This window comes from Shinella sp. M31 (assembly GCF_049199205.1).
GTDB lineage: Bacteria > Pseudomonadota > Alphaproteobacteria > Rhizobiales > Rhizobiaceae > Shinella.
This window is the reverse complement of the sequence record NZ_JBLZPH010000113.1, coordinates 1-20,912: the sequence shown is the minus strand read 5'-3', so window position 1 is coordinate 20,912 and position 20,912 is coordinate 1. Positions and strand designations below refer to the sequence as shown.

Sequence of the window (20,912 nt, the reverse complement as noted above, 5' to 3'; positions counted from 1 at the left end):
GAGCGCGTCGATCGGCTTCAGTTCGGCGCCGTCGGCATAGTGCCAGAAGGTCCAGCCGTTGCAGGCGTCCAGCCCCTGCACCCTGGCGCCGATGCGGTGGATCGAACCGGCATCGCTGCCCGAGGCGAGCGTGCCGTCGGCGCGCACGATGGCGCTGTGGCGGCGGCGGGCGTCCGTCAGCACCGTGCCGGGTGCGATCAGGCCGCTTTCGATCAGTGTGTTGAAGGCGACGCGCGGTTCGGCCTTCTTGCCGGTCATCACCGAAAGCGTGCCGCTGCCGAGCGGTTCGACCGCATCGATGCGCTCGCGGGCGGCATCGATATAGGCCTGCTCGCGCTCGATGCCGACGAAGTGGCGGCCGAGGCGCTTGGCCACCGCACCCGTCGTGCCGGAGCCGAAGAACGGGTCGAGCACCACGTCGCCCGGCTTGGAGGAGGCCATCAGGATGCGGGCAAGCAACGCTTCGGGCTTCTGGGTCGGATGCACCTTCTTGCCGTCTTCGCCCTTCAGGCGCTCGCCGCCGCTGCAGATCGGAAACAGCCAGTCCGAGCGCATCTGCACGTCGTCATTGGCCGCCTTCATGGCATCGTAGTTGAACGTATAGCCCTTGGCCTTGGGATCGCGCGTCGCCCAGATCATCGTCTCGTGCGCGTTCTGGAACCGGCGGCCCTTGAAGTTCGGCATCGGATTGGTCTTGCGCCAGACGATGTCGTTGAGGATCCAGAAATTGAGATCCTGCAAGGTCGCGCCGACGCGGAAGATGTTGTGGTAGGAGCCGATGACCCAGATGGTGCCGGAGGGCTTCAGCACGCGGCGGCAGGCGAGCAGCCAGGCGCGGGTGAAGGCGTCATAGGCTTCGAAGGAGGCGAACTGGTCCCATTCGTCGTCGCAGGCATCGACGAGGCTCTGGTCGGGACGGTGCAGCGCGCCGCCGAGCTGGAGGTTGTACGGCGGATCGGCGAAGATGACGTCGACGGACTGGTCGGGCAGCGCTTCGAGGGCCGCGACGCAATCGCCCTTGATGATCGTATCGAGCCAACCGCTCTTGCGGGGCGAACGGGAGACGTCTGCAAGCGAAAGAACAGATGGCATATGATACTCGCTGATACGCTGACTCGGAACAGAACTTGATGGTTCTTATGGTTACCGAAGATGGTTACCAAAGGCTGAAGGCTTTGGAGAAAAAGCGAAAACCGTTTCGCCCCGGCACTTTCCCGATGAATTCAAGCCGTTGCGAATATCCGCCCTCGCCCGCACGTTTTTGAAGGAGAAAGCTGAGCCTTGCCGGCGGGAACGGCCGGGTTCTCCGCGACAACGAGGAGGACATGCCTTGCGACTGAAAGCCGCCTTCCTGCTTCTGGCGGGGCTTCTTGCCGCCACTCAGACCATCGCCGCCGACAAGACGATGATCGTGCTCGACGCCTCCGGCTCCATGTGGGGCCAGATCGACGGGCGCTCGAAGATCGATATTGCCCGCGAGACGCTCGGCACCGTGCTGAAATCGGTGCCCGTCGGCACCGAGCTTGGGCTGATGGTCTATGGTCACCGGGAAAAGGGCTCGTGCAGCGATATCGAGCTTGCCGTGCCGCCGGGCGCGGGTACGGAAGGCGCGATCACAGCTTTCGTCAACGGCATCAACCCGAAGGGCAAGACGCCGCTCAGCCAGTCCGTCGAGCAGGCGGCCGACATTCTCAAATATACCGAGGAAAAGGCGACGGTCGTGCTGGTGACGGACGGACTGGAGACCTGCGAGGCCGATCCCTGCGCGCTCGCCTCGGCGCTGGAGAAGAAGGGCGTCGATTTCACCACCCATGTCGTCGGCTTCGGCCTGACGGAAGAGGAAGGCAAGCAGGTGGCCTGCCTTGCCGAAAACACCGGCGGCAAATATTTCCAGGCCTCCGACGCCGCCCAGCTCGTCGCCGCGCTGACGGCGACGGTGGCGGAAGCGCCGATGGCCAAACCCAAGCAGGAGGAGGTGGCGGTCGCCGAGCCGGAACCGACACCGGCCATCGAGTTCAACGCGGAATTCGACAGCGTGCTTTCCGAGGGCGGCCCCTCGCTTGGCGATCTCAACGACGTTGCCTGGCAGATTTATAAGGCGGATGCGGATGGCAAGCCGGCGGGCGACACCGTCGAGACCCAGTACAAGGGTAAATATTCCGGGAATTACCCGCCGGGCAAATATATCGCCGTCGTCGCGTTGCAGGGCGCGAGCAAACGCGAAATCCCCTTCGAGGTGAAGGACGGCGCGGTCGCGAAACCCTTCGTCAATTTCGATGCCGGCCTCCTCGTCGTCACGCCGAAGCGCACGCCGCAGGATACGGAAGGCTACAGTGAAGCGGCGGTCCAGATCGTTTTCGGCAGCGACTCCACGACCGGCTACGGCACGACGAAACAATATGTTCCCGCCGGCGAAGTGACGTTGAATGGCACGATCGGCCCGACCAAGGTCTCCGAAACCATTGCCGTCAAGGCGGGCGAGACGCTCCAGCACAACCTCGTGATCGGCTCCGGCACCGTGCTCAACAAGGCCGTCTATGCCGAGGGCGGGCCGGCGGTCGATTCCGGCGAAGTCTTCTTCGAAGTGGTGGAAGCAAAGAAGGCCATCGACGGCACCCGCAAGAGCGTCGCCTACAATTACGGCACAGGCACGAAGATCGACGTGCCGACCGGCGACCTCGTGCTGACGGCGAAGCTCGGCTCCGCAACCGGCGAGGTTCCGATCAATCTCAAGTCCGGCGAGATGAAGGAGGTCGTCGTCAACCTCAATGCCGGCGTGCTGGCAATATCGGCACCCGGCGGCAACTTCATCGAGGTCCTCAGCGCCGCCAAGGATATCCAGGGCAACCAGAAATCGATGTCCTACAATTACGGCACCGAATGGCAGGATACGCTGCCGCCCGGCGACTATGTGGTGCGCGTGAAGTATGAGGGCGACACGGCGCCGAAGGAAGGCAAGGCGACGGTGAAGGCCGGGGAGCGGGCCGAGATTACGGTGCAGTAGTGCGATAGAGGGCGGAAAGCCTCCTCCCTCTGCCCTCCTCCCCTCTGCCGTCATCCTCGGCCTTGATCCGACGATCCATGCCACAAGCGAGGCAGTGCGGATGTGTGAATCCTCGGCTCAAGGCCGAGGATGACGTAAAGAGGAGGCGGCACATTCCCTGAAGCAGAGAGTGCGCCGTCTCCCGGAACGGAGAGGATCATACCGTCAGGGCGAAGTAACTAAGCCGCATGAAAGCTCCGGCTATCCTCCGGCGCCTCCTCCCGGTCGTTTAGCCCGTAATCCCGCACGACGCTCGCGATGCGCAGCCGATAGGCGTCAAACACGCCGTTGCGGCCGAGGGACTGGGCGGCGCGGTGTTCTTCGGTGGTGCGCCAGGCCTTCACCGCCGTCTCGTCGCGCCAGAAGGAGAGCGAGAGCAGCCGGGTCGGATCGGTGAGGCTGCGGAAGCGCTCGATGGAAAGGAACCCGTCGATGCCGTCGAGCAGCGGGCGTAGATCACGCGCGGTGTCGAGATAGATATCCATGCGGCCGGGCGCCGGCACCACTTCGAAGATGACGGCGATCATGGCGAAACCCTCGGTGCGTGCGGCAGCGAGACATTCTTCAGGAAGATACGGTCCTCCTTCAGGATGAAACGTTCCCTGCGGGCGAAATCGTAGTTCTCCCGCCCGAGCGGATCGGCGGCAAGCCGGGCGCGATAGGCCTCGTAGGCGGCGAGGCTTTCGATGTTGTAGACACCATAGGCCGTGGTCGACGAGCCCTCGTGCGGACCGAAATAGCCGATGAGATCGGCACCGCAGCGCGGGATCGCCTGGCCCCAGGTCTGCGCGTAGGTGGCGAAAGCGTCTTTGCGGAAGGGGTCGATTTCGTAGCGAATGAAGCAGGTGATCATCGTCGTCTCCTTGTTTTGACGAGGCCCCCTTCTCCCACATTGCCATGCGCGAATGCTTCGGCTACCATCGAAGTATGAAAGAAGGACCGGACATTTCCCAGATCGGCGCGCTGATCGGCGACCCCGCCCGCGCCAACATGCTGACGGCCCTGATGGGCGGACAGGCGCTGACGGCGACCGAGCTTGCGGGCGCTGCCGGCATCACGCTGCAGACGGCCAGTTCCCACCTGTCCAAGCTCGAAACCGGCGGCCTCGTCGCCCAGCGCAAGCAGGGGCGTCACCGCTATTTCGCGCTCGCCGACGACGAGGTCGGGCTGCTTCTCGAAAACATCATGGGCTTTGCCGCCAATCGTGGCTTGCTTCGCACCCGCCCCGGCCCGAAGGACCCGGCGCTGCGCAAGGCGCGGGTTTGCTACAACCACCTCGCCGGCGATTTCGGCGTGCGCATGCTGGACAGGCTGGTGGCAGACGGTGATGTGATGCTCGACGGCGACGAGGCGGACCTGACGCCAAGCGGCGAGGCCCGCATCGCAGCCCTCGGCATCGACCTGCCCGCGCTGAAAACCCAGCGCCGCCCGGTCTGCCGCACCTGCCTCGACTGGAGCGAGCGGCGCTCGCATCTTGCCGGTTCGCTCGGCGAGGCGCTGCTTGCCCGCTTCATCGCCGATGGCTGGGCGAGGCGCGAGAAGGACAGCCGCGCCATTCGCTTCACGCCCGAAGGCGAGCGGCGCTTCACGGCGCTGTTTCCGTAAGCGCGGCACAGGGCCCCGCACGACAGCCCTGCCAATCTGGCAATTGTCGCCTTCGGCCCTTTGGTGTAGGGAAGCCGCGCTTGCCGGGCGTATCGGTGCTCCCAAAGGAAAGACGACGACATGGACGGTTTCGACCTCATCATTTTCGACTGCGACGGTGTTCTGGTCGATTCGGAAATCATCGCGGCGGAGGTCGAATCCCGGCTTCTGACGGAGGCCGGCTATCCGATCGGCGCCGAGGAAATGGGCGAGCGCTTCGCCGGCATGACCTGGCAGAACATCCTGCTGACGATCGAGCAGGAGGCCGCCATTCCGCTCTCGGCCTCGCTGCTCGACAAGTCGGAAAAGCTGCTCGATGCGCGCCTTGCCGCCGAGGTGAAGGTCATCGACGGCGTCAAGGCGATGCTGTCGCGCATCCGCAAACCCTATTGCATCTGCTCGAACTCGGCCGCGCATCGTCTCGACATGATGCTGACGAAGGTCGGCCTGAAGCAGGTTTTCGGCCCCTATGTCTATTCCGCCAAGGATCTCGGGCCGGACCGCGTCAAGCCGAAGCCGGATATCTTCCTGCACGGCGCCAAGCAGTTCAATGCCAATCCGGCCCGTACGCTGGTCGTCGAAGACTCGGTGCATGGCATTGCCGGTGCGCGCGCGGCCGGCATGCGCGTCGTCGGCTTCACCGGCGCCTCGCATACCTATCCCTCGCATGCCGACCGGCTGACGGAAGCGGGCGCCGAGACCGTGATCTCGCGCATGACCGACCTGCCGGAAGTGATCGCCGCCCTTGCCGAATGGCAGGAAGCGATCTGATCTTTTTCAGATGCTGGAACGAAAAGGCCGCGGAAGATGCTTCCGCGGCCGTTTTTTTGGATGGCGTTGAGACCGTTACTTCGTGTTGTACGGGCCTTCGTCGAAACCGACGAACGCGCGCACGAAGCCCCCCGAGCCGCCGGGAATGATAACATTGTCCTTGGTGAAGACGAATTGCGCAGTGCCTTCGGCCGGAATGTTGACCGGGAACTGCACGAGATCGCTGTAGAGCGTGTTGTCGCCATCGGCGGCGGCGACCCGGATCGGCACATTGACCGAGGTGCCTGCGCTGCCGGCCGGGCCGGTGACGATGCGGCCCTGGACCATGACGGTCATAACGAGCTGGCTTTCGTTGATTACGCAGCGGCGCGTCGTTTCGGCGAGCGTCACCTGGTAGAGCAGCTTGGACGGATCGTCCTTGGCGCCCTTGGCATAGCGGCGCAGCACGGATGTGCCGTCGCGCAGATAGACCTGCGGGCAGGCACCCTGGACCACGGCAGAGCCCTGCGTCTGCTGCGCATTGGCGGTGGCCTGCGTGCCGGCGCCTGACGTATCGCTGGAAACGCCGAGGTCGGCGGGCTTGTCGGTCTGGTTGCAGCCGGCCACGATGGCGAGAAGGGAGATGCCGAGAAAGCGGCGGATCGTCATTGCAAACACGTTACTTTTACCCCTGCGATCAGGCCCCGCCCCCGGCGACCAAGCCTTTCGGAACTCGTTTCACGGGCCTTTTCACGACCCTAGGCGATGGTCTATAGCAGCGACGCGGCGAAAAATCGATTGCTCGAATGAAACCGCCCGCAGAATTTCGGAAAGGCCCGTTTCGACGAGCCGCATGCAACGGCATTGCCACGATCCGCCGCAAAGAGACCTGCGGCAAGCGTGGCCTTTCGGGTAAGGTCGGAAGGACGATGGCAGCACAGCGACCGAACGACCGGTGGACGACCCCGTCCGCAACCTCCAACCATTCCAAGGACCTGTGAACGTGGATTATGTTTCGACGCGGGGCGAGGCCCCTTCCCTCGGCTTCTCCGATGCGCTTCTCGCCGGGCTTGCCCGCGATGGCGGCCTCTATGTGCCGCGCGAATGGCCGACCTTCTCCAAGAAGGAGATCCGGGCGCTGCGCGGCAAATCCTATCAGGAGATCGCGTTTACGGTCCTCCTTCCCTTCGTCGAGGGCGATATCCCGGCCGACAAGTTCCGGGCGATGATCGACGAGGCCTATGCCACGTTCCGCCATCCGGCCGTCGCACCGCTGGTGCAGACCGGCCCGAATTCCTTCGTCATGGAACTGTTCCACGGCACGACGCTCGCCTTCAAGGACGTGGCGATGCAGCTGCTCGCCCGCCTGATGGACCACGCGCTGGCGGTTCGCGGGGAGCGCGCCACCATCGTCGGCGCGACCTCCGGCGACACGGGCGGTGCGGCCATCGACGCCTTTGCCGGCCGCGAGCGCACCGATATCTTCATCCTCTTCCCCGAGGGCAAGGTCTCGCCGGTGCAGCAGCGCCAGATGACGACCTCCAAGGAAAAGAACGTCCATGCGCTTGCCATCCAGGGCAATTTCGACGACTGCCAGAACCTCGTGAAGGCGATGTTCAACGACACGAAATTCCGCGACGGCATGAAGCTCTCGGGCGTCAACTCGATCAACTGGGCGCGCATCATGGCCCAGATCGTCTATTACTTCACGACGGCCGTCGCGCTCGGCGCGCCGGACCGCAAAGTCTCCTTCACCGTTCCCACCGGCAATTTCGGCGATATCTTCGCCGGCTACGGCGCCAAGCGCATGGGCCTGCCGATCGACAAGCTGGTCATCGCCACCAACGAGAATGACATTCTCGCCCGCACGATGAAAACCGGCCGCTACGAGATGAAGGGCGTGAAGGCCACCACCTCGCCGTCGATGGATATCCAGATCTCCTCCAACTTCGAACGCCTGCTGTTCGAAGCCTATGACCGCGATGCGGGCGCCGTCCGCCGCGCGATGGAAAGCCTCAAGCAGTCGGGCGCCTTCGAGATCGAGGAAAAGGCGCTGAAGGTGATCCGGAAAAAATTCCGCGCCGGCCGCGCCTCGGAAAAAGAGGTCGCCAAGACGATCAAGACGACGCTTGCCGAGACCGGCTATCTGCTCGATCCGCATTCGGCGATCGGCGTGTTCGTCGCCGCAAAACACGAGAAGCCGGGCGCTCCCATGGTGACGCTCGCCACCGCGCATCCGGCAAAATTCCCCGCCGCAGTAAAATCGGCCTGCGGTATTGACCCGGCGCTTCCATCGTGGCTTGCTGACCTGATGCAAAGGGAGGAGCGTTTTGACGTGCTGAGCGCTGAGCTCGACGTCGTGGAAGCCTTCATCGGCGACCATTCGCGAATCCGGGGTTAGGGCGAGGCCGGGAGCGGCAGCAACCGGCATTGCGTGTTTACAGGGAGGGCCTTTCCGGTTTCCCGCGGGCGGCGGAAAGGCTAAAAAAACGCAGAAAGTGCGCATGATGAAAGTTGAGTGCACCCGGCTTGCTTCCGGGTTGACCGTGGTGACCGAAAACATGCCCCATCTCGAGAGTGTGGCTCTCGGCGTATGGATCAAGTCGGGGTCGCGAAACGAAACCGCGGACGAGCACGGCATCGCCCACCTTCTCGAACACATGGCCTTCAAGGGCACCGAGCGCCGCTCCGCCCGCCAGATCGCCGAGGAAATCGAAAATGTCGGCGGCGAAGTCAACGCCGCCACCTCGACGGAAACCACCTCCTACTACGCCCGCGTCTTGAAGGATCACGTCCCGCTCGCGGTCGATATCCTCGCCGACATCCTGACTGAATCCGTCTTCGACGACGAGGAACTGCGCCGCGAAAAACACGTCATCCTGCAGGAAATCGGCGCGGCGAACGATACGCCCGACGACGTGGTCTTCGACAAGTTCTCCGAGGTCGCCTATCGCGACCAGATCATCGGCCGCGCCATTCTCGGCACGCCGGACACCGTGCTCTCCTTCTCGCCCGGCGAAATCCGCAGCTATCTCGACCGCAACTACACGACGGACCGCATGTTCGTCGTGGCGGCCGGCGCGGTGAAGCACGACGAATTCGTCCGTCAGGTCGAGGAGCGCTTCTCCAGCCTGCCAACTGCGCCAAAAGTCTCGCCGGTCTTCGAGCCCGCCCGCTATACCGGCGGCGACGTGCGCGAGACGCGCGACCTGATGGACGCGCAGGTGCTGCTCGGCTTCGAGGGCAAGGCCTATCACGCCCGCGATTTCTACTGTTCGCAGATTCTCGCCAACATCCTCGGCGGCGGCATGTCCTCGCGCCTCTTCCAGGAAGTGCGCGAGCATCGCGGCCTGTGTTATTCGATCTACGCCTTCCACTGGGGCTTTTCCGATACCGGCATCTTCGGCATCCATGCCGCGACCGGCGGCGAGAACCTGCCCGAGCTGATGCCTGTGATCTTCGACGAGCTGAAGAAGTCGTCGGAAACGATCCACCAGCAGGAAATCGAGCGCGCCCGCGCGCAGATCCGCGCCCAGCTTCTGATGGGCCAGGAAAGCCCGGCCGCCCGCGCCGGCCAGATCGCCCGCCAGATGATGCTCTACGGCCGCCCGATTCCCAACGAGGAGCTAATGGAACGCCTCGCCGGCATCACCGTCGAGCGCCTGACCGACCTCGCCGGCCGCCTGTTCTTCGACACGATCCCGACGATCTCGGCCATCGGCCCGCTCGAACACCTCGTCCCGACCGGCGACATCGCCCGCTCTCTCTCGCGCGGAACGATCGACCGCGCGGCGAGCTGAACACCGGCCACAGGCGGGGCCTGTCCTGCGGCGGCGCAGTAGGCCACCGCCGCCCACCCCATCGTCATGCTCGGCCTGTCCCGAGCATCTGCCGGCCTCTCGTTTTTTGGCAGCCTTTGCAGATCCTCGGCTAATAGGATGAGACTTGCCCCAAAAAGCAAAACCCGCCTTGCGGCGGGTTGCTTGGTCGGGGCCCGGGAGAAGGCCCTATAGACTGGGATGACCGCTTTGCTGCCCTAACGGCGCAGTGGTATCATCCCTTGCGCTGGGGTCATCCCCAGAGCGTTCAGCGTATCAGCCGAAAACGACCATGCCCTTGACGGCGGCCTGGATGTTGGCGCGGGAGATGCCGAGGTCCTGAAGGGCGCGGTCATCGAGGGCACCGAGTTCACGGACGGCGCGGCGTTCGGCGGCATTCTTCTTGAGCTTTGCGAAGATGTTCATGGGTCAGTTCCTTTGGGTTTGTTTCGTGTGTGTCTCTTGCGTTGATCAATAGATAGTCGATCCTCTGCTCAGAGAAAATGCATATGCTTACACCGCAGGCATGCGGCTTTTGCATAGCACCAAAACAAGACCATTTTCCCGCGATGGTGGCCGGCGCGCCCCTATTCCAGATCCTCCTGCACAAAGACATCGGTCAGATGGATATCCGTCGTTTCCAGCCGGCCGGGGCCGAGATTGACGAATTTGTGCGGCACATTGGCCGGTCCGAAGACGATCTGGCCTGCCACAGCCTCCAGCTGCGTATCGCCGACGGTAAAAAGCGCCCGGCCCTCTCTGACGATGAAGACCTCGTCATAGGGATGGCGGTGCAGCGGCGGCCCGCGGCCGATCTCGTCGGTCGTGTAGAACATCACGGAGGCATTCGTGCCGAAGAGCCTGCCCTCGAATTCGCCATGCCAGACGTCGGGCCGTTTTTCCCATTGCGCCCGGTCGAGCACGGTGACGGTTTTCTGCACGGCGGTTCCTTTCGATATCTCGCGTGGTGCGCAGCATAGGCGGCCGTGTTTGCCGCGCAAGGTCTGGCGGCCATTTGACGGCGGCAAGCCTCTCGGCATAATCTTATCTCTGAAAGGCTTGCCACTGGGGCGGCGCGCGGAGTGGGCTGCATGACACGATCGGTTTTTCGGTTTCTGTCCCGGCAGTCCGACACCGTGGAACTGGCCGACGACCGGCATCTGCTTCGCCTTCCGCGCTTCCATGATTACCGGCAATGGTACCAGCTTCGCTCCGAAAGCCGGCGCTTTCTCGAGCCCTGGGAGCCCACCTGGCGGGGCGACGAGCTGACGGAAAGTTCGTTTCGGGCCCGCGTCATCCGAAATGAACAGGAATTTTCGTCCGGCCAGGCCGTGCCGCTCTTTGTCTTCGAACGGGCGGAAAAAACGCTGCTGGGCGGCCTCACCGTCGGCTATATCAGGCGTGGCGCAGCGCAATGCTGCATGATCGGCTACTGGATGGGCGAGCGCCATGCCGGTCAGGGCCACATGTTCGGTGCCCTGAAACTGGTCATTCCCTATATCTTTTCGAGCCTTCAGTTGCACCGTATCGAGGCAGCCTGTATTCCAGACAATACAAGAAGCATCCGTCTCCTTGAAAAGGCCGGCTTTCGGCAGGAAGGCTACCTTCGGGAGTATCTGAAGATAAACGGGGAGTGGCGCGACCACGTGATGTTTTCGCTTCTGGCAGCCGACAGGCCGTCGTGAGCGACATGAAGGGCGCGACAGGACTGGGCAGTTACCTAAGGACAATGCGCTTTCAATGAGTTCTTCATCCGTGCCGCAAACGCTGCGTGCCAGCCGGTTGCTCGCCCTCATCCTTTTGACGACGATGCTCCTCGCCGGCATGATGACCGGCCGCGCCTTCGCCGTCGAACCCGTAAAAATTTCCCGTGACGACACGGCGCTGGACCTGACGGCCACCACCGAGATCTATACCGGCCGCGGCGAGGCCTTTCAGGTTTCCACCGCGCCGGGCACCGACGGGATCGTGCGCCGCATCGAGGTGCGCGCCACCTCCGACGAGCACCAGGGCGACTGGGCCGTCTTCGCGCTCGCCAATGTCTCGGAAGAGCAGATCGACCGCCTGATCGTCGCGCCCCACTTCCGCCTCGTGCAATCGAAGCTGTTCTGGCCGGATCTCGGCGCCAAGCGCATCATCTCGATCACCCCGAGCGAAGGTTTTGCGCTCGACCGCCAGCAGAGCGAGGAAGCCGACGTCTTCCGCATCACGCTCAACCCCGGCACGGTCGTTACCTTCGTCGCCGAGCTTGCGACCCCGGACCTGCCGCAGATCTATCTCTGGGAGCCGGACGCCTACAAGGACACGGTCAACGCCTTCACGCTCTATCGCGGCATCGTGCTCGGCATTGCCGGCCTGCTTGCGGTGTTCCTCACCATCCTCTTCGTGGTGAAGGGCACCTCCATGCTGCCGGCGACGGCCGCACTCGCCTGGGCTGTGCTCGGCTATATCTGCGTGGATTTCGGCTTCCTCTCGAAGCTCATCAGCATCACAGCGGGGGATGAACGAATATGGCGCGCGGGAACCGAGGTGTTCCTGGCGGCGGGCCTCGTGGTCTTCCTGTTCACCTATCTCAACCTCAACCGCTGGCACGCGCATCTGTCCTATGCGACGCTCGCCTGGATCCTCGGCCTTGGCCTGCTCTTTGGCGTAGCGATCTACGATCCGCCGATCGCGGCGGGCATTGCGCGCCTCTCCTTCGCGCTGACCGGCACCGTCGGTATCATCCTGATCGCCTATCTCGGCTTCAACCGCTACGACCGCGCCATCCTGCTCGTGCCTGCCTGGGCGTTGATCCTCGTCTGGCTGTTCGGCGCGTGGCTGACGGTGACGGGCCAGCTCAACAACGACATCATCCAGCCGGCGCTCGGCGGCGGCCTCGTGCTGATCGTGCTGCTCATCGGCTTCACGGTGATGCAGCACGCCTTTGCCGGCGGCGCCTATAGTCAGGGCCTGTTCTCCGACCTGGAACGCCAGTCGCTGGCGCTGACCGGCTCGGGCGACACCGTCTGGGACTGGGACGTGGCGCGCGACCGCGTCGTCACCATTCCCGACATCTCCATCCAGCTCGGCCTAGCGCCCGGCGTCATGCACGGCCCGGCACGCAACTGGCTGCCGCGCCTGCACCCCGACGACCGCGACCGCTTTCGCGCGACACTGGATGTGCTTTTGGAACACCGCAAGGGCCGGCTCAACCATCAGTTCCGCGTGCGCGCCGAGGATGGCCACTATCATTGGCTCTCCATCCGCGCCCGCCCCGTTCTCGGGGCCAATGGCGAGATCATCCGCTGCGTCGGCACGATCATCGACATCACCGAGCAGCGCAATTCCGTCGACCGCCTGCTTCAGGATGCCCTGCACGACAACCTGACGGGCCTGCCAAACCGCCAGGTCTTCCTCGACCGCCTCCAGTCGATCCTGTCGCTCACCGGCAGTTCCGACAATGTGCGCCCGACCGTGCTGACCATCGACATCGACCGCTACAAGCAGGTCAACGATGCGCTCGGCATCGCCGCCGGCGACAATATCCTGATCGCGCTCACCCGGCGCCTGCGCCGCCTCCTGAAGCCGCAGGACACGCTGGCGCGTCTCTCCGGCGACCAGTTCGGCCTGATCCTGATGTCGGAGCGCGATCCGGCCAAGGTTGCCGATTTCGCCGATGCGGTCAGCAAGGCAATCATGGTGCCGATCAATTTCGGCGGCCGCGAGATCATTCTCACGGCCTCCATCGGCCTCGTTTCCTGGGTCGACCAGCAGGAGGATGCGCCGGGCCTGCTCAACGATGCGGAACTCGCCATGTACCGGGCGAAAAAAGCCGGCGGCAACCGCGTCGAGCCGTTCCGCCCCGCCTTCCGCACTTTCGGTGCCGACCGCCTGCAGATCGAGACGGACCTGCGCCGCGCCATCGAGCGCAAGGAACTGTCGCTCGTCTATCAGCCGATCGTGCGCCTGAAGGATGCCGAGATCGCCGGCTTCGAGGCCCTGATGCGCTGGGATCATCCCAAGCGCGGCAATATCTCGCCGGCCGAATTCATCCCGATCGCCGAAGCTTCCGATCTCATCAATCAGCTCGGCCTCTTCGCCTTCGACAAGGCGGCAAGCGACCTGATGGACTGGCAGCTCCAGACCGGCGATCTGCCCGTCTTCGTCTCGGTCAACCTGTCGAGCGCCCAGCTGCTCAACAACGAGCTCTACAATGACGTGCGCGCGGCACTGGCCAAGACCCGGTGCGAGCCGCAGAAACTCAAGCTGGAGCTCACCGAATCCATCGTGATGGAGAACCCGGAACAGGCCCGCCTCATTCTCGCCAAGCTGAAGGATATCGGGCTTGGCCTGGCGCTCGACGATTTCGGCACGGGCCATTCCTCGCTCTCCTACCTCACCCGCTTCCCCTTCGATACGATCAAGATCGACAAGGCGCTGGTGCGCGACGGGTCCGACAAACGCGGCGTGCTGCTGCGCTCCGTCATCTCGATGGCGCGGGAACTGGAGATGCAGGTCGTGGCAGAGGGCATCGAGTCTGAGGAAGACGCAATCGAACTCGGCAATATGGGCTGCGAATACGGCCAGAGCTACCTCTTCGGCCCGCCGATCGGCTACGATTCGGTGCAGCGTCTGCTGAAGGAGCGGTTTCCGCTGATGAAGCGGGCGTAAGGACGCCCGCTAGGCTAGGCCGCCGATTGACGCACCAGCCGGTTGATGAAATCGAGTTTTTCCACGACCGGGGGCGGCAGCACGAAGGGATAGCTGTCCGGCTGGCCCATGGAGCGCTGGATGGCGTTCATGGCGACGGAGAGCGGGATCCAGCTTTCGATAAGGCGGCCGGCGTTCGGCGCGCGGTAGGGGTCGAAGGTGATTTCGGCTTCCAGCTCCTCGTGGCCCTTCGGATCGGTGTTGAGGCCGAAGGCGCGCGCGGTTTCCAGCGTATCGACGATGTGGAAGAAATGCGCCCAGCATTCGGCGAAATCTTCCGAAGGATGGCAGCTCGCATAGGTGCTGATGAAATTCTGCGGCCAATCGGCAGGCGGGCCCTGCTCGTAATTGCGCTGGAGGGCGGCGGCGTAATCTTCGCGCTCGTCGCCGAACAGGCGACGCGCTTCCTCTAGGGTCGCGTCGTCGCGAACGAGCTGCGTCCAGTAGAAGTGACCGACCTCGTGGCGGAAATGGCCGAGCAGCGTGCGATAGGGCTCGTGCATGGAGACGCGAACGCTTTCGCGCACCTCGTCATCGGCTTCGGCCGCGCGCAGGCTGATCAGGCCGTCCTCGTGGCCGGTCATGGCGGCGGCCACGACATTGCCACCTGCATCCAGTTCGTCGGCGAGGAAATCGAAGACGAGGCCGCCGGCGGGATCCTCCTCGCGCGTCGGATGCGGCAGGTTCCAGCGCAGGATGGAGTAGAAGAGATGGCGTTGCGCAGCGCCGATGCGCCGCCAGCGCTCCAAGCCCTTGGGGTCGGTCGTCGGCACGATGCGGTTGTGCCGGCAGGCCGGGCAGAAGGCGTGCGCGCTATCCGCCGGAAGGATCCAGTTGCAGACGTCCTGCACGGCGTTGTCGCAGAAACGGTAAATCCCCTCCCGCGAAGAAATCCGCCACAACCCCTCGCCTTCCGGAACGAGCGCATGGAGCGTCATGTCTTCGGCAAGAAAGCCGAGAGAGGAGCCGCAGCGCACGCAGAGACGATTGTCGAAATGGGTGGTCTGGCCGCAGGTTTCGCAGGTGAAGAGCTTCATGGTGCATCCGAGATAAGGGGCTGCTCTCAGCACGATACCCGCATCGGCGTGGGCCGACGCGGGTATCGAAAATCAGGTCTGGGGTCGCGATGACCCCGCGGCCTGTCACAGGCGGTCGACCGCGCCCTTTACGGCGTCCTTGGCCTTGCCGACAGTCTTCTGGGTCTTGCCCTTGGCTTCCTGGCCGGCGCCTTCGGCGCGCAGCTTCTGATTGTCCGTCGCCTTGCCGGCTGCCTGCTTGGCCTTGCCGGCCAGTTCGTTTGCCGTGCCCTTGATCTTGTCGCTCGTGCTACCCACCGTCATACTCCTGTTGTTTGCGGCGTGTTCCTTCACGCGGCAAATCAACGGCGAAGCGCCGCACAAGTTCCAACGAAAAATGAATACCGCCGGTCTCAGGCGTGGCCGGCTTCCGTCGACAGCATGGCGGGCGTAATGCCCATCAGGCCCAGCGCACGCTCGTATTTGCTGTCGAGATTGGTGTCGAAGATCAACTCTTCCTGTGCCGGGCAGGTCAGCCAGCCGTTGGCGCCGATCTCGTTTTCGATCTGCCCTGCGCCCCAGCCGGCATAGCCGAGCATCATCAGGCCGCGCTGCGGCCCGTCCCCGCGCGAAATGGCGCGCACGATATCGAGTGTGGCCGTCAGCGAAATATCGTCGCTGACGGGAATGGAGGATTCGGACATGTAGTCGTCCGAATGCAGCACAAAGCCGCGGCCGCTTTCGACCGGACCGCCGCAACGGATGGGGAAATTCAGCGTCGAGCCCGGCAGGCGGATCACCTCGTCCTCGCCGACGAGATCGAGATGCAGGAGCACATCGGAAAAGCTCAATTGCTGCGGCCGGTTGATGACGAAGCCCATGGCGCCGTCTTCGGAATGCGCGCAGATATAGACGACGGTGCGCGCAAAATTGGCATCGGCCATGCCCGGCATGGCGATCAGGAACTGACCGTCAAGGAAGCCACGTTCTCGTTTGTTTTTCAGAACCGAGATAGCCATGATGGGAAACAGCCTACCAATTCGCCGCCAAATGAAAAGCATTCTTTTTGACCGGCGCGGCATGCCAGCCCTCACAGAAGAGCTATGGCCCGTTCACGCCCGATCAAGCATTTATGATGACCGATTCCGTGTTTGCCGCTGGAAAGGCGGTGCCTGCGGCGCTAGATATTGATCCATGAAACGCTTGGAAACCGCCGCTTTCGCGCTGCTTTTCGCCTGTTCGCCCGCTCTCGCCGCGACTTCTTCCTGGGTCGAGACGCCCGGCGGCGATGTGCGTCTCATCGCGCTGCCGGCCAATTCCGACGGCACGATGCGCGCCATGCTCGATATCCGGCTGCATGACGGCTGGAAGACCTATTGGCGGGATCCCGGCGGCAGCGGCATTCCGCCATCGGTCGCCATCAGCGGCGCGGAACTGACCGCCGTCGGCTTTCCCGCGCCGAAGCGCCTCGGCGATCAGACCAACCACTATATCGGCTATGACGCGCCTGTGCGCCTGCCGCTGACCCTCGCCAAGCCCGAGGGCGGCGCGATCACCGCAACCGTCTTTCTCGGCGTCTGCAAGGACATCTGCATCCCCGTGCAGGCGGAACTGACGGCGGATGCGAGCGCCGAGAGCTTCGCCAATCCGCTGGAGGCAATGGCGATCTCGGATGCCGATGCGACGCTGCCGCATGGCGCGGGCGACGGCTTCAAGCCGCTGTCCGGGCAATGGGCGGCAGACGGCAAGAGCATTTCCGTGCGCTTCGAAGCGCCCGCCGAGGGCGCGCTGCCGGACGTTTTCCTGTCGGGCACCTCGACCTTCGAATTCGGCGCAGCCGGCCCGGTGCAGCGCGATGGCGGCGTCTTCGTCGCCGAGGTGCCGGTGCTGCACAAGCCGAAGGTCTTCGACCTCGCCAAAAACCCGATCAAGCTCACCGTCAGGGCCGGCGACAAGACGATGGAAAGCCCGCTTGCCATCGAGTGACCGTCGCCTATAGTCCCCTCCCCGGCCTTTTTCGGCCGCCCGCCCTCAATGATATCGACCTGACAGGAGAGACGCCGTGACCATTGCCGTTGGAGACAAGCTGCCCGACCTCAAGCTCAAGGAACGCACGCCGGATGGTCCCGCCGAGGTTTCGACCGATGACCTCTTCAAGGGCAAGCGCGTCGTGCTCTTCGCCGTGCCCGGCGCATTCACGCCCACCTGCTCGCTGAACCACCTGCCGGGCTACCTGGAAAACCGCGACGCCATTCTCGGCAAGGGCGTGGACGACATCGCGGTCGTCGCCGTCAACGACCATCACGTCATGGGCGCCTGGGCCAATTCCACCGGCGGCGCGGGCAAGCTGCGCTTCCTCGCCGACTGGGACGCCGCCTTCACCAAGGCGCTTGGCATGGATGTCGATCTCTCCGCCGGCACGCTCGGTGTACGCTCCAAGCGCTATTCCATGCTCGTTGAAGACGGCGTGGTGAAGACGCTGAATGTCGAGGAAAGCCCCGGCCAGGCGACCGTCTCCGGCGCTGCCGCGATGATCGAGCAGCTGTGACTTGATCCTTGCGGGTCACGGCCTTGCCGTGGCCCGTTTTCGCGCCTGGAGCTTTTGCCGTGCCGCCGATTTATGTCGCCATCCTCACCTATGTCAGGCCTTTGGAGGAGATCGACAAACATGTCGACGCCCATATCGCCTGGCTACGCAAGCACTATGCCGAGGGCACATTCCTGCTTTCCGGCCGGCGCGTGCCGCGCACCGGCGGCGTCATACTCACACGCGGCGAGAGCCTCGAGGCGGTGGAAGCGCTGCTGAAGACCGATCCGTTCCAGGAGCACGGGCTCGCCACAGTGGAGATCATTCCGCTTCAGGTCGCCATGGCGGCCGAGGGGTTGAAGGACGTGTTCCTCGATCCGTGAGAAGAAACCTTAACCGCCCCTCTTGAACGGTGCCATGCCCTTGCGGGCGAGTTCGTCGGCCCGTTCGTTTTCCGGATGGCCGGCATGGCCCTTGACCCAGTGCCATTCGACTTTATGCACCATGCGCGCGGCATCGAGCGCCTGCCAGAGATCGCCGTTTTTCACCGGCTTCTTATCGGCGGTCTTCCAGCCATTTTTCTTCCAGCCGAAGATCCATTTCGAAATGCCGTCCATGACGTATTTCGAGTCCGTGTAGAGATCGACCTCGCAGGGCGTCTTCAGCGCCGTCAGCGCGCTCATCGCCGCCGTCAGTTCCATGCGGTTGTTGGTGGTCTCGGCCTCGCCGCCGCACAGTTCCTTCTCGACCTCGCCATAGCGCAGCACCGCGCCCCAGCCGCCGGGACCGGGATTGCCCGAGCAGGCGCCGTCCGTGAAGATATCGACATGCTTCATCGCGAGAGACCGTATTCCGCGGGGTTTTGAACCTGCCGGTGGAAGCGCAGCTTGCGCAGATATTCCAGCGGGTCCTTCTTGACGACCAGCGCGCCGGGCGGGGTCATCAGCCAATCGTAGAGGCGCGTCAGGAAGAAGCGCAGGGCCGAGCCGCGTGCAAGCAGTGGCAGGGCGGCGGCTTCCTCGTCGGAAAGCGGGCGCACGCTCTCGTAGCCGGCGAGCAGCGCCATGCCCTTGGTGAGATTGAACGAACCGTCCTTCTCGAAGCACCAGGCATTGATGCAGATGGCGACGTCATAGGCGAGCAGGTCGTTGCAGGCGAAATAGAAATCGATGAGGCCCGAGAGATCGTCGCCGAGGAAGAAGACGTTGTCCGGGAAGAGATCGGCATGGATGACGCCGGACGGCAGGCCTTTGGGCCAGTTCGCCTCCAGGGTTGCAAGTTCATCGGCGATTTCGTCCTGAAGTCCTTTCTCGACCTCATCGACGCGATCCACCGACTTCTCCCACAGCGGTCGCCAGCCGCCGACGGAAAGCGAATTTTCGCGGGTAATTGCAAAGCCTTCGCCGGCCACATGCATCTGGGCGAGCGCCCGGCCGACCTCGCGGCAATGTTTCGCCGCCGGCTTGCGCAGCCACATGCCTTCGAGGAAGGAAATCATGGCGGCGGGGCGGCCGGAGAGTTCGCCCAGAAGCGCGCCGTCGTTGCGGGGCAGCGGCAACGGGCAGGACAGGCCGTTTTCCGCCAGATGGTGCATCAGGCCGAGGAAGAACGGCAGGTCGTCCCGATCCACGCGCTTCTCGTAGAGCGTCAGGATGAAGGCGCCCTTGGTGGTGTGCAGCAGGAAATTGGAATTCTCCACGCCTTCGGCGATGCCCTTGTAGGAGAGCAAGGTGCCCGCGTCATAGGCGGTCAGGAAGCGGGAAAGATCGTCTTCGGTGATATCGGTATAGACGGCCACGGCGGGTCTCAGGCTTGATTGGGTGGATCGGTCGGTCAGGTCGGTGTAGTGCGTCGCCCCTCACCTGCCTGCCGGCATCCTCTCCCCGTAAACGGGGCGAGGAGCGATGGGCGCACCGTTCCGCCCCTTCTCCCCGCCTGCGGGGAGAAGGTCGCGGCAGCGGGATGAGGGGCAGGGCCGCAGAAAACGCGGTTCAAGGCCCTACTCTCCATTGACGAAGGCCATGTCGGCGGAGGTGAGTTCGATGGAGCGCAGTTCGCGATTGACGAGGAAATGTTCGTTTTCCTCCACCGTATCGGCCAGTTCCACCACCGCATTGTAGCGCATGCGGAAGGCCTCGATGATCTCGTTGACGATGACCTCGGGCGCGGATGCGCCGGCCGACAGGCCGACGGTCCTGATATCGCCGATCGTCTCCCAGTCGATTTCCGAAGCGCGCTGCACGAGCACCGACTTTGTGGCGCCGGCGCGCAGCGCCACTTCGACGAGGCGCTTGGAATTCGACGAATTGGGCGCACCAACGATGAGGAAGAGATCGCAGCCGGTTGCTGCCTGCTTGACGGCTTCCTGGCGGTTCGTCGTAGCGTAGCAGATGGAATCGGCGGCGGGCGCGGTGAGGTTCGGGAAGCGCTCGTGCAGGCGCTTGATGACGCCGGCCGTGTCGTCCACCGACAGCGTCGTCTGCGTCACGAAGCCGAGATTGTCCGGGTCCGGCGGCGCATAGTTGTCGGCGTCCTCGACGGTCTCGATCAGCGAGACGGAGCCTTCCGGCAGCTGGCCCATCGTGCCGATGACCTCCGGGTGGCCGGCATGACCGATCAGCACGACATGGCGGCCGAGGCGCTGGTGGCGCATCGCCTGCTTGTGCACCTTGGAGACCAGCGGGCAGGTCGCGTCGAGATAGAAGAGGTTGCGGCTCTCCGCATCGGCGGGCACCGATTTCGGCACACCATGGGCGGAGAAGACGACGGGCTGCTTGCGGTGCTCCTCGGGGATCTCGTCGAGCTCCTCGACGAAGATCGCGCCCTTGGCTTCCAGCCCTTCCACGACATAGCGGTTGTGCACGATCTCGTGGCGCACATAAACGGGCGCGCCATAGGCCTTCAGCGCCAGCACGACGATCTGGATGGCGCGGTCGACGCCGGCGCAGAAGCCGCGCGGGCCGCACAGCCTGATGGTCAAATCCGGTCGGTTCTCGTTCATGCGTCTCGGTTATCCGGCAATGAGGACGGCAACAAGGGCGACAGCCGCGGGAAGCGCCTGAATGGCGAAAATTTTCCGCGCGGCCGTTGCGCCCCCATATAGGCCGGCGACCAGCACACAGCCAAGGAAAAACAATTTGATCTGGAAGGCGAAGGCCGGATCGGGATGGACGAGCGACCAGAAGAGGCCGGCGGCGAGGAAACCGTTATAGAGCCCCTGGTTGGCGGCGAGCACCTTCGTGGCTTCAGCCTGCGCCGGTGTCATGCCGAAGGCTTTCTGGCCGCGCGGTGTTGCCCAGAGAAACATTTCGAGGATGAGGATATAGACGTGCTCGAGCGCGATGAGCGTGACGAGTATCGTTGCGATTGCCTGCATGGCCCATTCATCCCTTCCTCAGTGCGAAAGCCCCCTCATCCGACCC

General features: G+C 63.7%; 23 protein-coding genes. 10 read left to right on the top strand and 13 right to left on the bottom strand.

Translation table 11 applies throughout. The annotated features are described in order from the left end of the window. On the bottom strand, window positions 1-1,092 hold a 1,092-nt coding region (locus ACOZKU_RS19225), incomplete at its 3' end, for a site-specific DNA-methyltransferase (RefSeq protein ID WP_421580220.1). A gap of 238 nt (window positions 1,093-1,330) precedes the next feature. Between ACOZKU_RS19225 and ACOZKU_RS19220 the strand changes: the two genes are divergently transcribed. Next, on the top strand, window positions 1,331-3,004 hold the full coding sequence (locus ACOZKU_RS19220; RefSeq protein WP_421580219.1) for a vWA domain-containing protein: 1,674 nt from the start codon (window positions 1,331-1,333) through the stop codon (window positions 3,002-3,004). 218 nt (window positions 3,005-3,222) lie between these two features. Here ACOZKU_RS19220 and ACOZKU_RS19215 read toward each other — a convergent pair whose 3' ends face one another. Beyond that, a complete protein-coding gene (locus tag ACOZKU_RS19215; protein WP_421580218.1) occupies window positions 3,223-3,570 on the bottom strand; it encodes an antibiotic biosynthesis monooxygenase family protein in 348 nt (115 codons plus the stop codon). Further along, a complete protein-coding gene (locus ACOZKU_RS19210) occupies window positions 3,567-3,896 on the bottom strand; it encodes an NIPSNAP family protein (protein ID WP_314087329.1) in 330 nt (109 codons plus the stop codon). The genes ACOZKU_RS19215 and ACOZKU_RS19210 overlap by 4 nt, the downstream gene beginning before the upstream one ends. Before the next feature lie 74 nt (window positions 3,897-3,970). Between ACOZKU_RS19210 and ACOZKU_RS19205 the strand changes: the two genes are divergently transcribed. Next, window positions 3,971-4,648: a metalloregulator ArsR/SmtB family transcription factor gene (locus ACOZKU_RS19205; protein WP_314087328.1), complete on the top strand. Its 678-nt coding sequence runs from the start codon at window positions 3,971-3,973 to the stop codon at window positions 4,646-4,648. Between the two features lie 120 nt (window positions 4,649-4,768). Continuing rightward, the gene (locus tag ACOZKU_RS19200) at window positions 4,769-5,458 is read left to right on the top strand and encodes an HAD-IA family hydrolase (RefSeq protein WP_421580217.1); all 690 of its coding nucleotides are present in this window, start codon (window positions 4,769-4,771) and stop codon (window positions 5,456-5,458) included. Between the two features lie 75 nt (window positions 5,459-5,533). On the opposite strand, the gene ACOZKU_RS19195 is transcribed toward ACOZKU_RS19200, so the two are convergent. Further along, window positions 5,534-6,106 carry a hypothetical protein gene (locus ACOZKU_RS19195; RefSeq protein ID WP_421580216.1) on the bottom strand — a complete coding sequence of 191 codons (573 nt, stop codon included), beginning with the start codon at window positions 6,104-6,106 and terminating at the stop codon, window positions 5,534-5,536. Between the two features lie 334 nt (window positions 6,107-6,440). Here ACOZKU_RS19195 and thrC point away from each other — a divergent pair, with 334 nt between their 5' ends. Both thrC and ACOZKU_RS19185 read left to right on the top strand, forming a co-directional pair. Next, window positions 6,441-7,838, top strand: a complete 1,398-nt coding sequence (thrC, locus tag ACOZKU_RS19190) for a threonine synthase (RefSeq protein WP_314087323.1) — start codon at window positions 6,441-6,443, stop codon at window positions 7,836-7,838. Window positions 7,839-7,941: 103 nt separating this feature from the next. Then, window positions 7,942-9,237 (top strand): M16 family metallopeptidase, encoded by a 1,296-nt coding sequence (locus ACOZKU_RS19185; protein WP_421580215.1) that lies wholly within the window; start codon window positions 7,942-7,944, stop codon window positions 9,235-9,237. A 294-nt stretch (window positions 9,238-9,531) separates the two neighbouring features. Here ACOZKU_RS19185 and ACOZKU_RS19180 read toward each other — a convergent pair whose 3' ends face one another. Both ACOZKU_RS19180 and ACOZKU_RS19175 read right to left on the bottom strand, forming a co-directional pair. Next, window positions 9,532-9,681 (bottom strand): DUF1127 domain-containing protein, encoded by a 150-nt coding sequence (locus ACOZKU_RS19180; RefSeq protein WP_117368829.1) that lies wholly within the window; start codon window positions 9,679-9,681, stop codon window positions 9,532-9,534. A 161-nt stretch (window positions 9,682-9,842) separates the two neighbouring features. Continuing rightward, window positions 9,843-10,196, bottom strand: a complete 354-nt coding sequence (locus ACOZKU_RS19175) for a cupin domain-containing protein (protein ID WP_421580214.1) — start codon at window positions 10,194-10,196, stop codon at window positions 9,843-9,845. Between the two features lie 150 nt (window positions 10,197-10,346). Here ACOZKU_RS19175 and ACOZKU_RS19170 point away from each other — a divergent pair, with 150 nt between their 5' ends. Further along, window positions 10,347-10,940 (top strand): GNAT family protein, encoded by a 594-nt coding sequence (locus ACOZKU_RS19170; protein ID WP_314087316.1) that lies wholly within the window; start codon window positions 10,347-10,349, stop codon window positions 10,938-10,940. Window positions 10,941-11,064: 124 nt separating this feature from the next. After that, a complete protein-coding gene (locus ACOZKU_RS19165; RefSeq protein ID WP_314088270.1) occupies window positions 11,065-13,908 on the top strand; it encodes an EAL domain-containing protein in 2,844 nt (947 codons plus the stop codon). Window positions 13,909-13,922: 14 nt separating this feature from the next. On the opposite strand, the gene ACOZKU_RS19160 is transcribed toward ACOZKU_RS19165, so the two are convergent. The 3 genes from ACOZKU_RS19160 to ACOZKU_RS19150 all read right to left on the bottom strand — a co-directional run bounded on the left by ACOZKU_RS19160 (window position 13,923) and on the right by ACOZKU_RS19150 (window position 15,982). Beyond that, window positions 13,923-14,984, bottom strand: coding sequence for a zinc-binding metallopeptidase family protein (locus tag ACOZKU_RS19160; protein WP_421580213.1), 1,062 nt, complete (start codon window positions 14,982-14,984; stop codon window positions 13,923-13,925). Between the two features lie 105 nt (window positions 14,985-15,089). Next, on the bottom strand, window positions 15,090-15,281 hold the full coding sequence (locus ACOZKU_RS19155) for a CsbD family protein (protein ID WP_314087312.1): 192 nt from the start codon (window positions 15,279-15,281) through the stop codon (window positions 15,090-15,092). Between the two features lie 95 nt (window positions 15,282-15,376). Next, window positions 15,377-15,982: a YqgE/AlgH family protein gene (locus tag ACOZKU_RS19150; protein WP_314087311.1), complete on the bottom strand. Its 606-nt coding sequence runs from the start codon at window positions 15,980-15,982 to the stop codon at window positions 15,377-15,379. Window positions 15,983-16,157: 175 nt separating this feature from the next. Here ACOZKU_RS19150 and ACOZKU_RS19145 point away from each other — a divergent pair, with 175 nt between their 5' ends. The 3 genes from ACOZKU_RS19145 (at window position 16,158) to ACOZKU_RS19135 (ending at window position 17,873) form a co-directional block, all read left to right on the top strand. Continuing rightward, window positions 16,158-16,949 (top strand): protein-disulfide reductase DsbD domain-containing protein, encoded by a 792-nt coding sequence (locus ACOZKU_RS19145; protein ID WP_421580212.1) that lies wholly within the window; start codon window positions 16,158-16,160, stop codon window positions 16,947-16,949. A gap of 76 nt (window positions 16,950-17,025) precedes the next feature. Further along, window positions 17,026-17,511 (top strand): peroxiredoxin, encoded by a 486-nt coding sequence (locus ACOZKU_RS19140; protein ID WP_421580211.1) that lies wholly within the window; start codon window positions 17,026-17,028, stop codon window positions 17,509-17,511. A gap of 68 nt (window positions 17,512-17,579) precedes the next feature. Then, on the top strand, window positions 17,580-17,873 hold the full coding sequence (locus tag ACOZKU_RS19135; RefSeq protein ID WP_421580221.1) for a YciI family protein: 294 nt from the start codon (window positions 17,580-17,582) through the stop codon (window positions 17,871-17,873). 9 nt (window positions 17,874-17,882) lie between these two features. Here ACOZKU_RS19135 and rnhA read toward each other — a convergent pair whose 3' ends face one another. From rnhA to ACOZKU_RS19115, 4 genes are all read right to left on the bottom strand, one after another. Continuing rightward, window positions 17,883-18,326: a ribonuclease HI gene (gene rnhA / locus ACOZKU_RS19130; protein ID WP_314087306.1), complete on the bottom strand. Its 444-nt coding sequence runs from the start codon at window positions 18,324-18,326 to the stop codon at window positions 17,883-17,885. Continuing rightward, window positions 18,323-19,288 carry a homoserine kinase gene (locus tag ACOZKU_RS19125; RefSeq protein WP_421580210.1) on the bottom strand — a complete coding sequence of 322 codons (966 nt, stop codon included), beginning with the start codon at window positions 19,286-19,288 and terminating at the stop codon, window positions 18,323-18,325. The genes rnhA and ACOZKU_RS19125 overlap by 4 nt, the downstream gene beginning before the upstream one ends. 201 nt (window positions 19,289-19,489) lie before the next feature. Then, the gene (gene ispH, locus ACOZKU_RS19120; protein ID WP_421580209.1) at window positions 19,490-20,491 is read right to left on the bottom strand and encodes a 4-hydroxy-3-methylbut-2-enyl diphosphate reductase; all 1,002 of its coding nucleotides are present in this window, start codon (window positions 20,489-20,491) and stop codon (window positions 19,490-19,492) included. Window positions 20,492-20,500: 9 nt separating this feature from the next. After that, window positions 20,501-20,866, bottom strand: a complete 366-nt coding sequence (locus ACOZKU_RS19115) for a DUF1304 domain-containing protein (protein ID WP_421580208.1) — start codon at window positions 20,864-20,866, stop codon at window positions 20,501-20,503. Between the last annotated feature and the right edge of the window lie 46 nt (window positions 20,867-20,912).

Coding starts and splice junctions, on each gene's coding strand:
- ACOZKU_RS19215 (WP_421580218.1), bottom strand. CDS start 3,570: ATGATCGCCGTCATCTTCGAAGTGGTGCCGGCGCCCGGCCGCATGGAT.
- ACOZKU_RS19210 (WP_314087329.1), bottom strand. CDS start 3,896: ATGATCACCTGCTTCATTCGCTACGAAATCGACCCCTTCCGCAAAGAC.
- ACOZKU_RS19205 (WP_314087328.1), top strand. CDS start 3,971: ATGAAAGAAGGACCGGACATTTCCCAGATCGGCGCGCTGATCGGCGAC.
- ACOZKU_RS19200 (WP_421580217.1), top strand. CDS start 4,769: ATGGACGGTTTCGACCTCATCATTTTCGACTGCGACGGTGTTCTGGTC.
- ACOZKU_RS19195 (WP_421580216.1), bottom strand. CDS start 6,106: ATGACGATCCGCCGCTTTCTCGGCATCTCCCTTCTCGCCATCGTGGCC.
- ACOZKU_RS19185 (WP_421580215.1), top strand. CDS start 7,942: ATGATGAAAGTTGAGTGCACCCGGCTTGCTTCCGGGTTGACCGTGGTG.
- ACOZKU_RS19180 (WP_117368829.1), bottom strand. CDS start 9,681: ATGAACATCTTCGCAAAGCTCAAGAAGAATGCCGCCGAACGCCGCGCC.
- ACOZKU_RS19170 (WP_314087316.1), top strand. CDS start 10,347: ATGACACGATCGGTTTTTCGGTTTCTGTCCCGGCAGTCCGACACCGTG.
- ACOZKU_RS19165 (WP_314088270.1), top strand. CDS start 11,065: ATGCTCCTCGCCGGCATGATGACCGGCCGCGCCTTCGCCGTCGAACCC.
- ACOZKU_RS19160 (WP_421580213.1), bottom strand. CDS start 14,984: ATGAAGCTCTTCACCTGCGAAACCTGCGGCCAGACCACCCATTTCGAC.
- ACOZKU_RS19150 (WP_314087311.1), bottom strand. CDS start 15,982: ATGGCTATCTCGGTTCTGAAAAACAAACGAGAACGTGGCTTCCTTGAC.
- ACOZKU_RS19145 (WP_421580212.1), top strand. CDS start 16,158: ATGAAACGCTTGGAAACCGCCGCTTTCGCGCTGCTTTTCGCCTGTTCG.
- rnhA (WP_314087306.1), bottom strand. CDS start 18,326: ATGAAGCATGTCGATATCTTCACGGACGGCGCCTGCTCGGGCAATCCC.
- ispH (WP_421580209.1), bottom strand. CDS start 20,491: ATGAACGAGAACCGACCGGATTTGACCATCAGGCTGTGCGGCCCGCGC.
- ACOZKU_RS19115 (WP_421580208.1), bottom strand. CDS start 20,866: ATGCAGGCAATCGCAACGATACTCGTCACGCTCATCGCGCTCGAGCAC.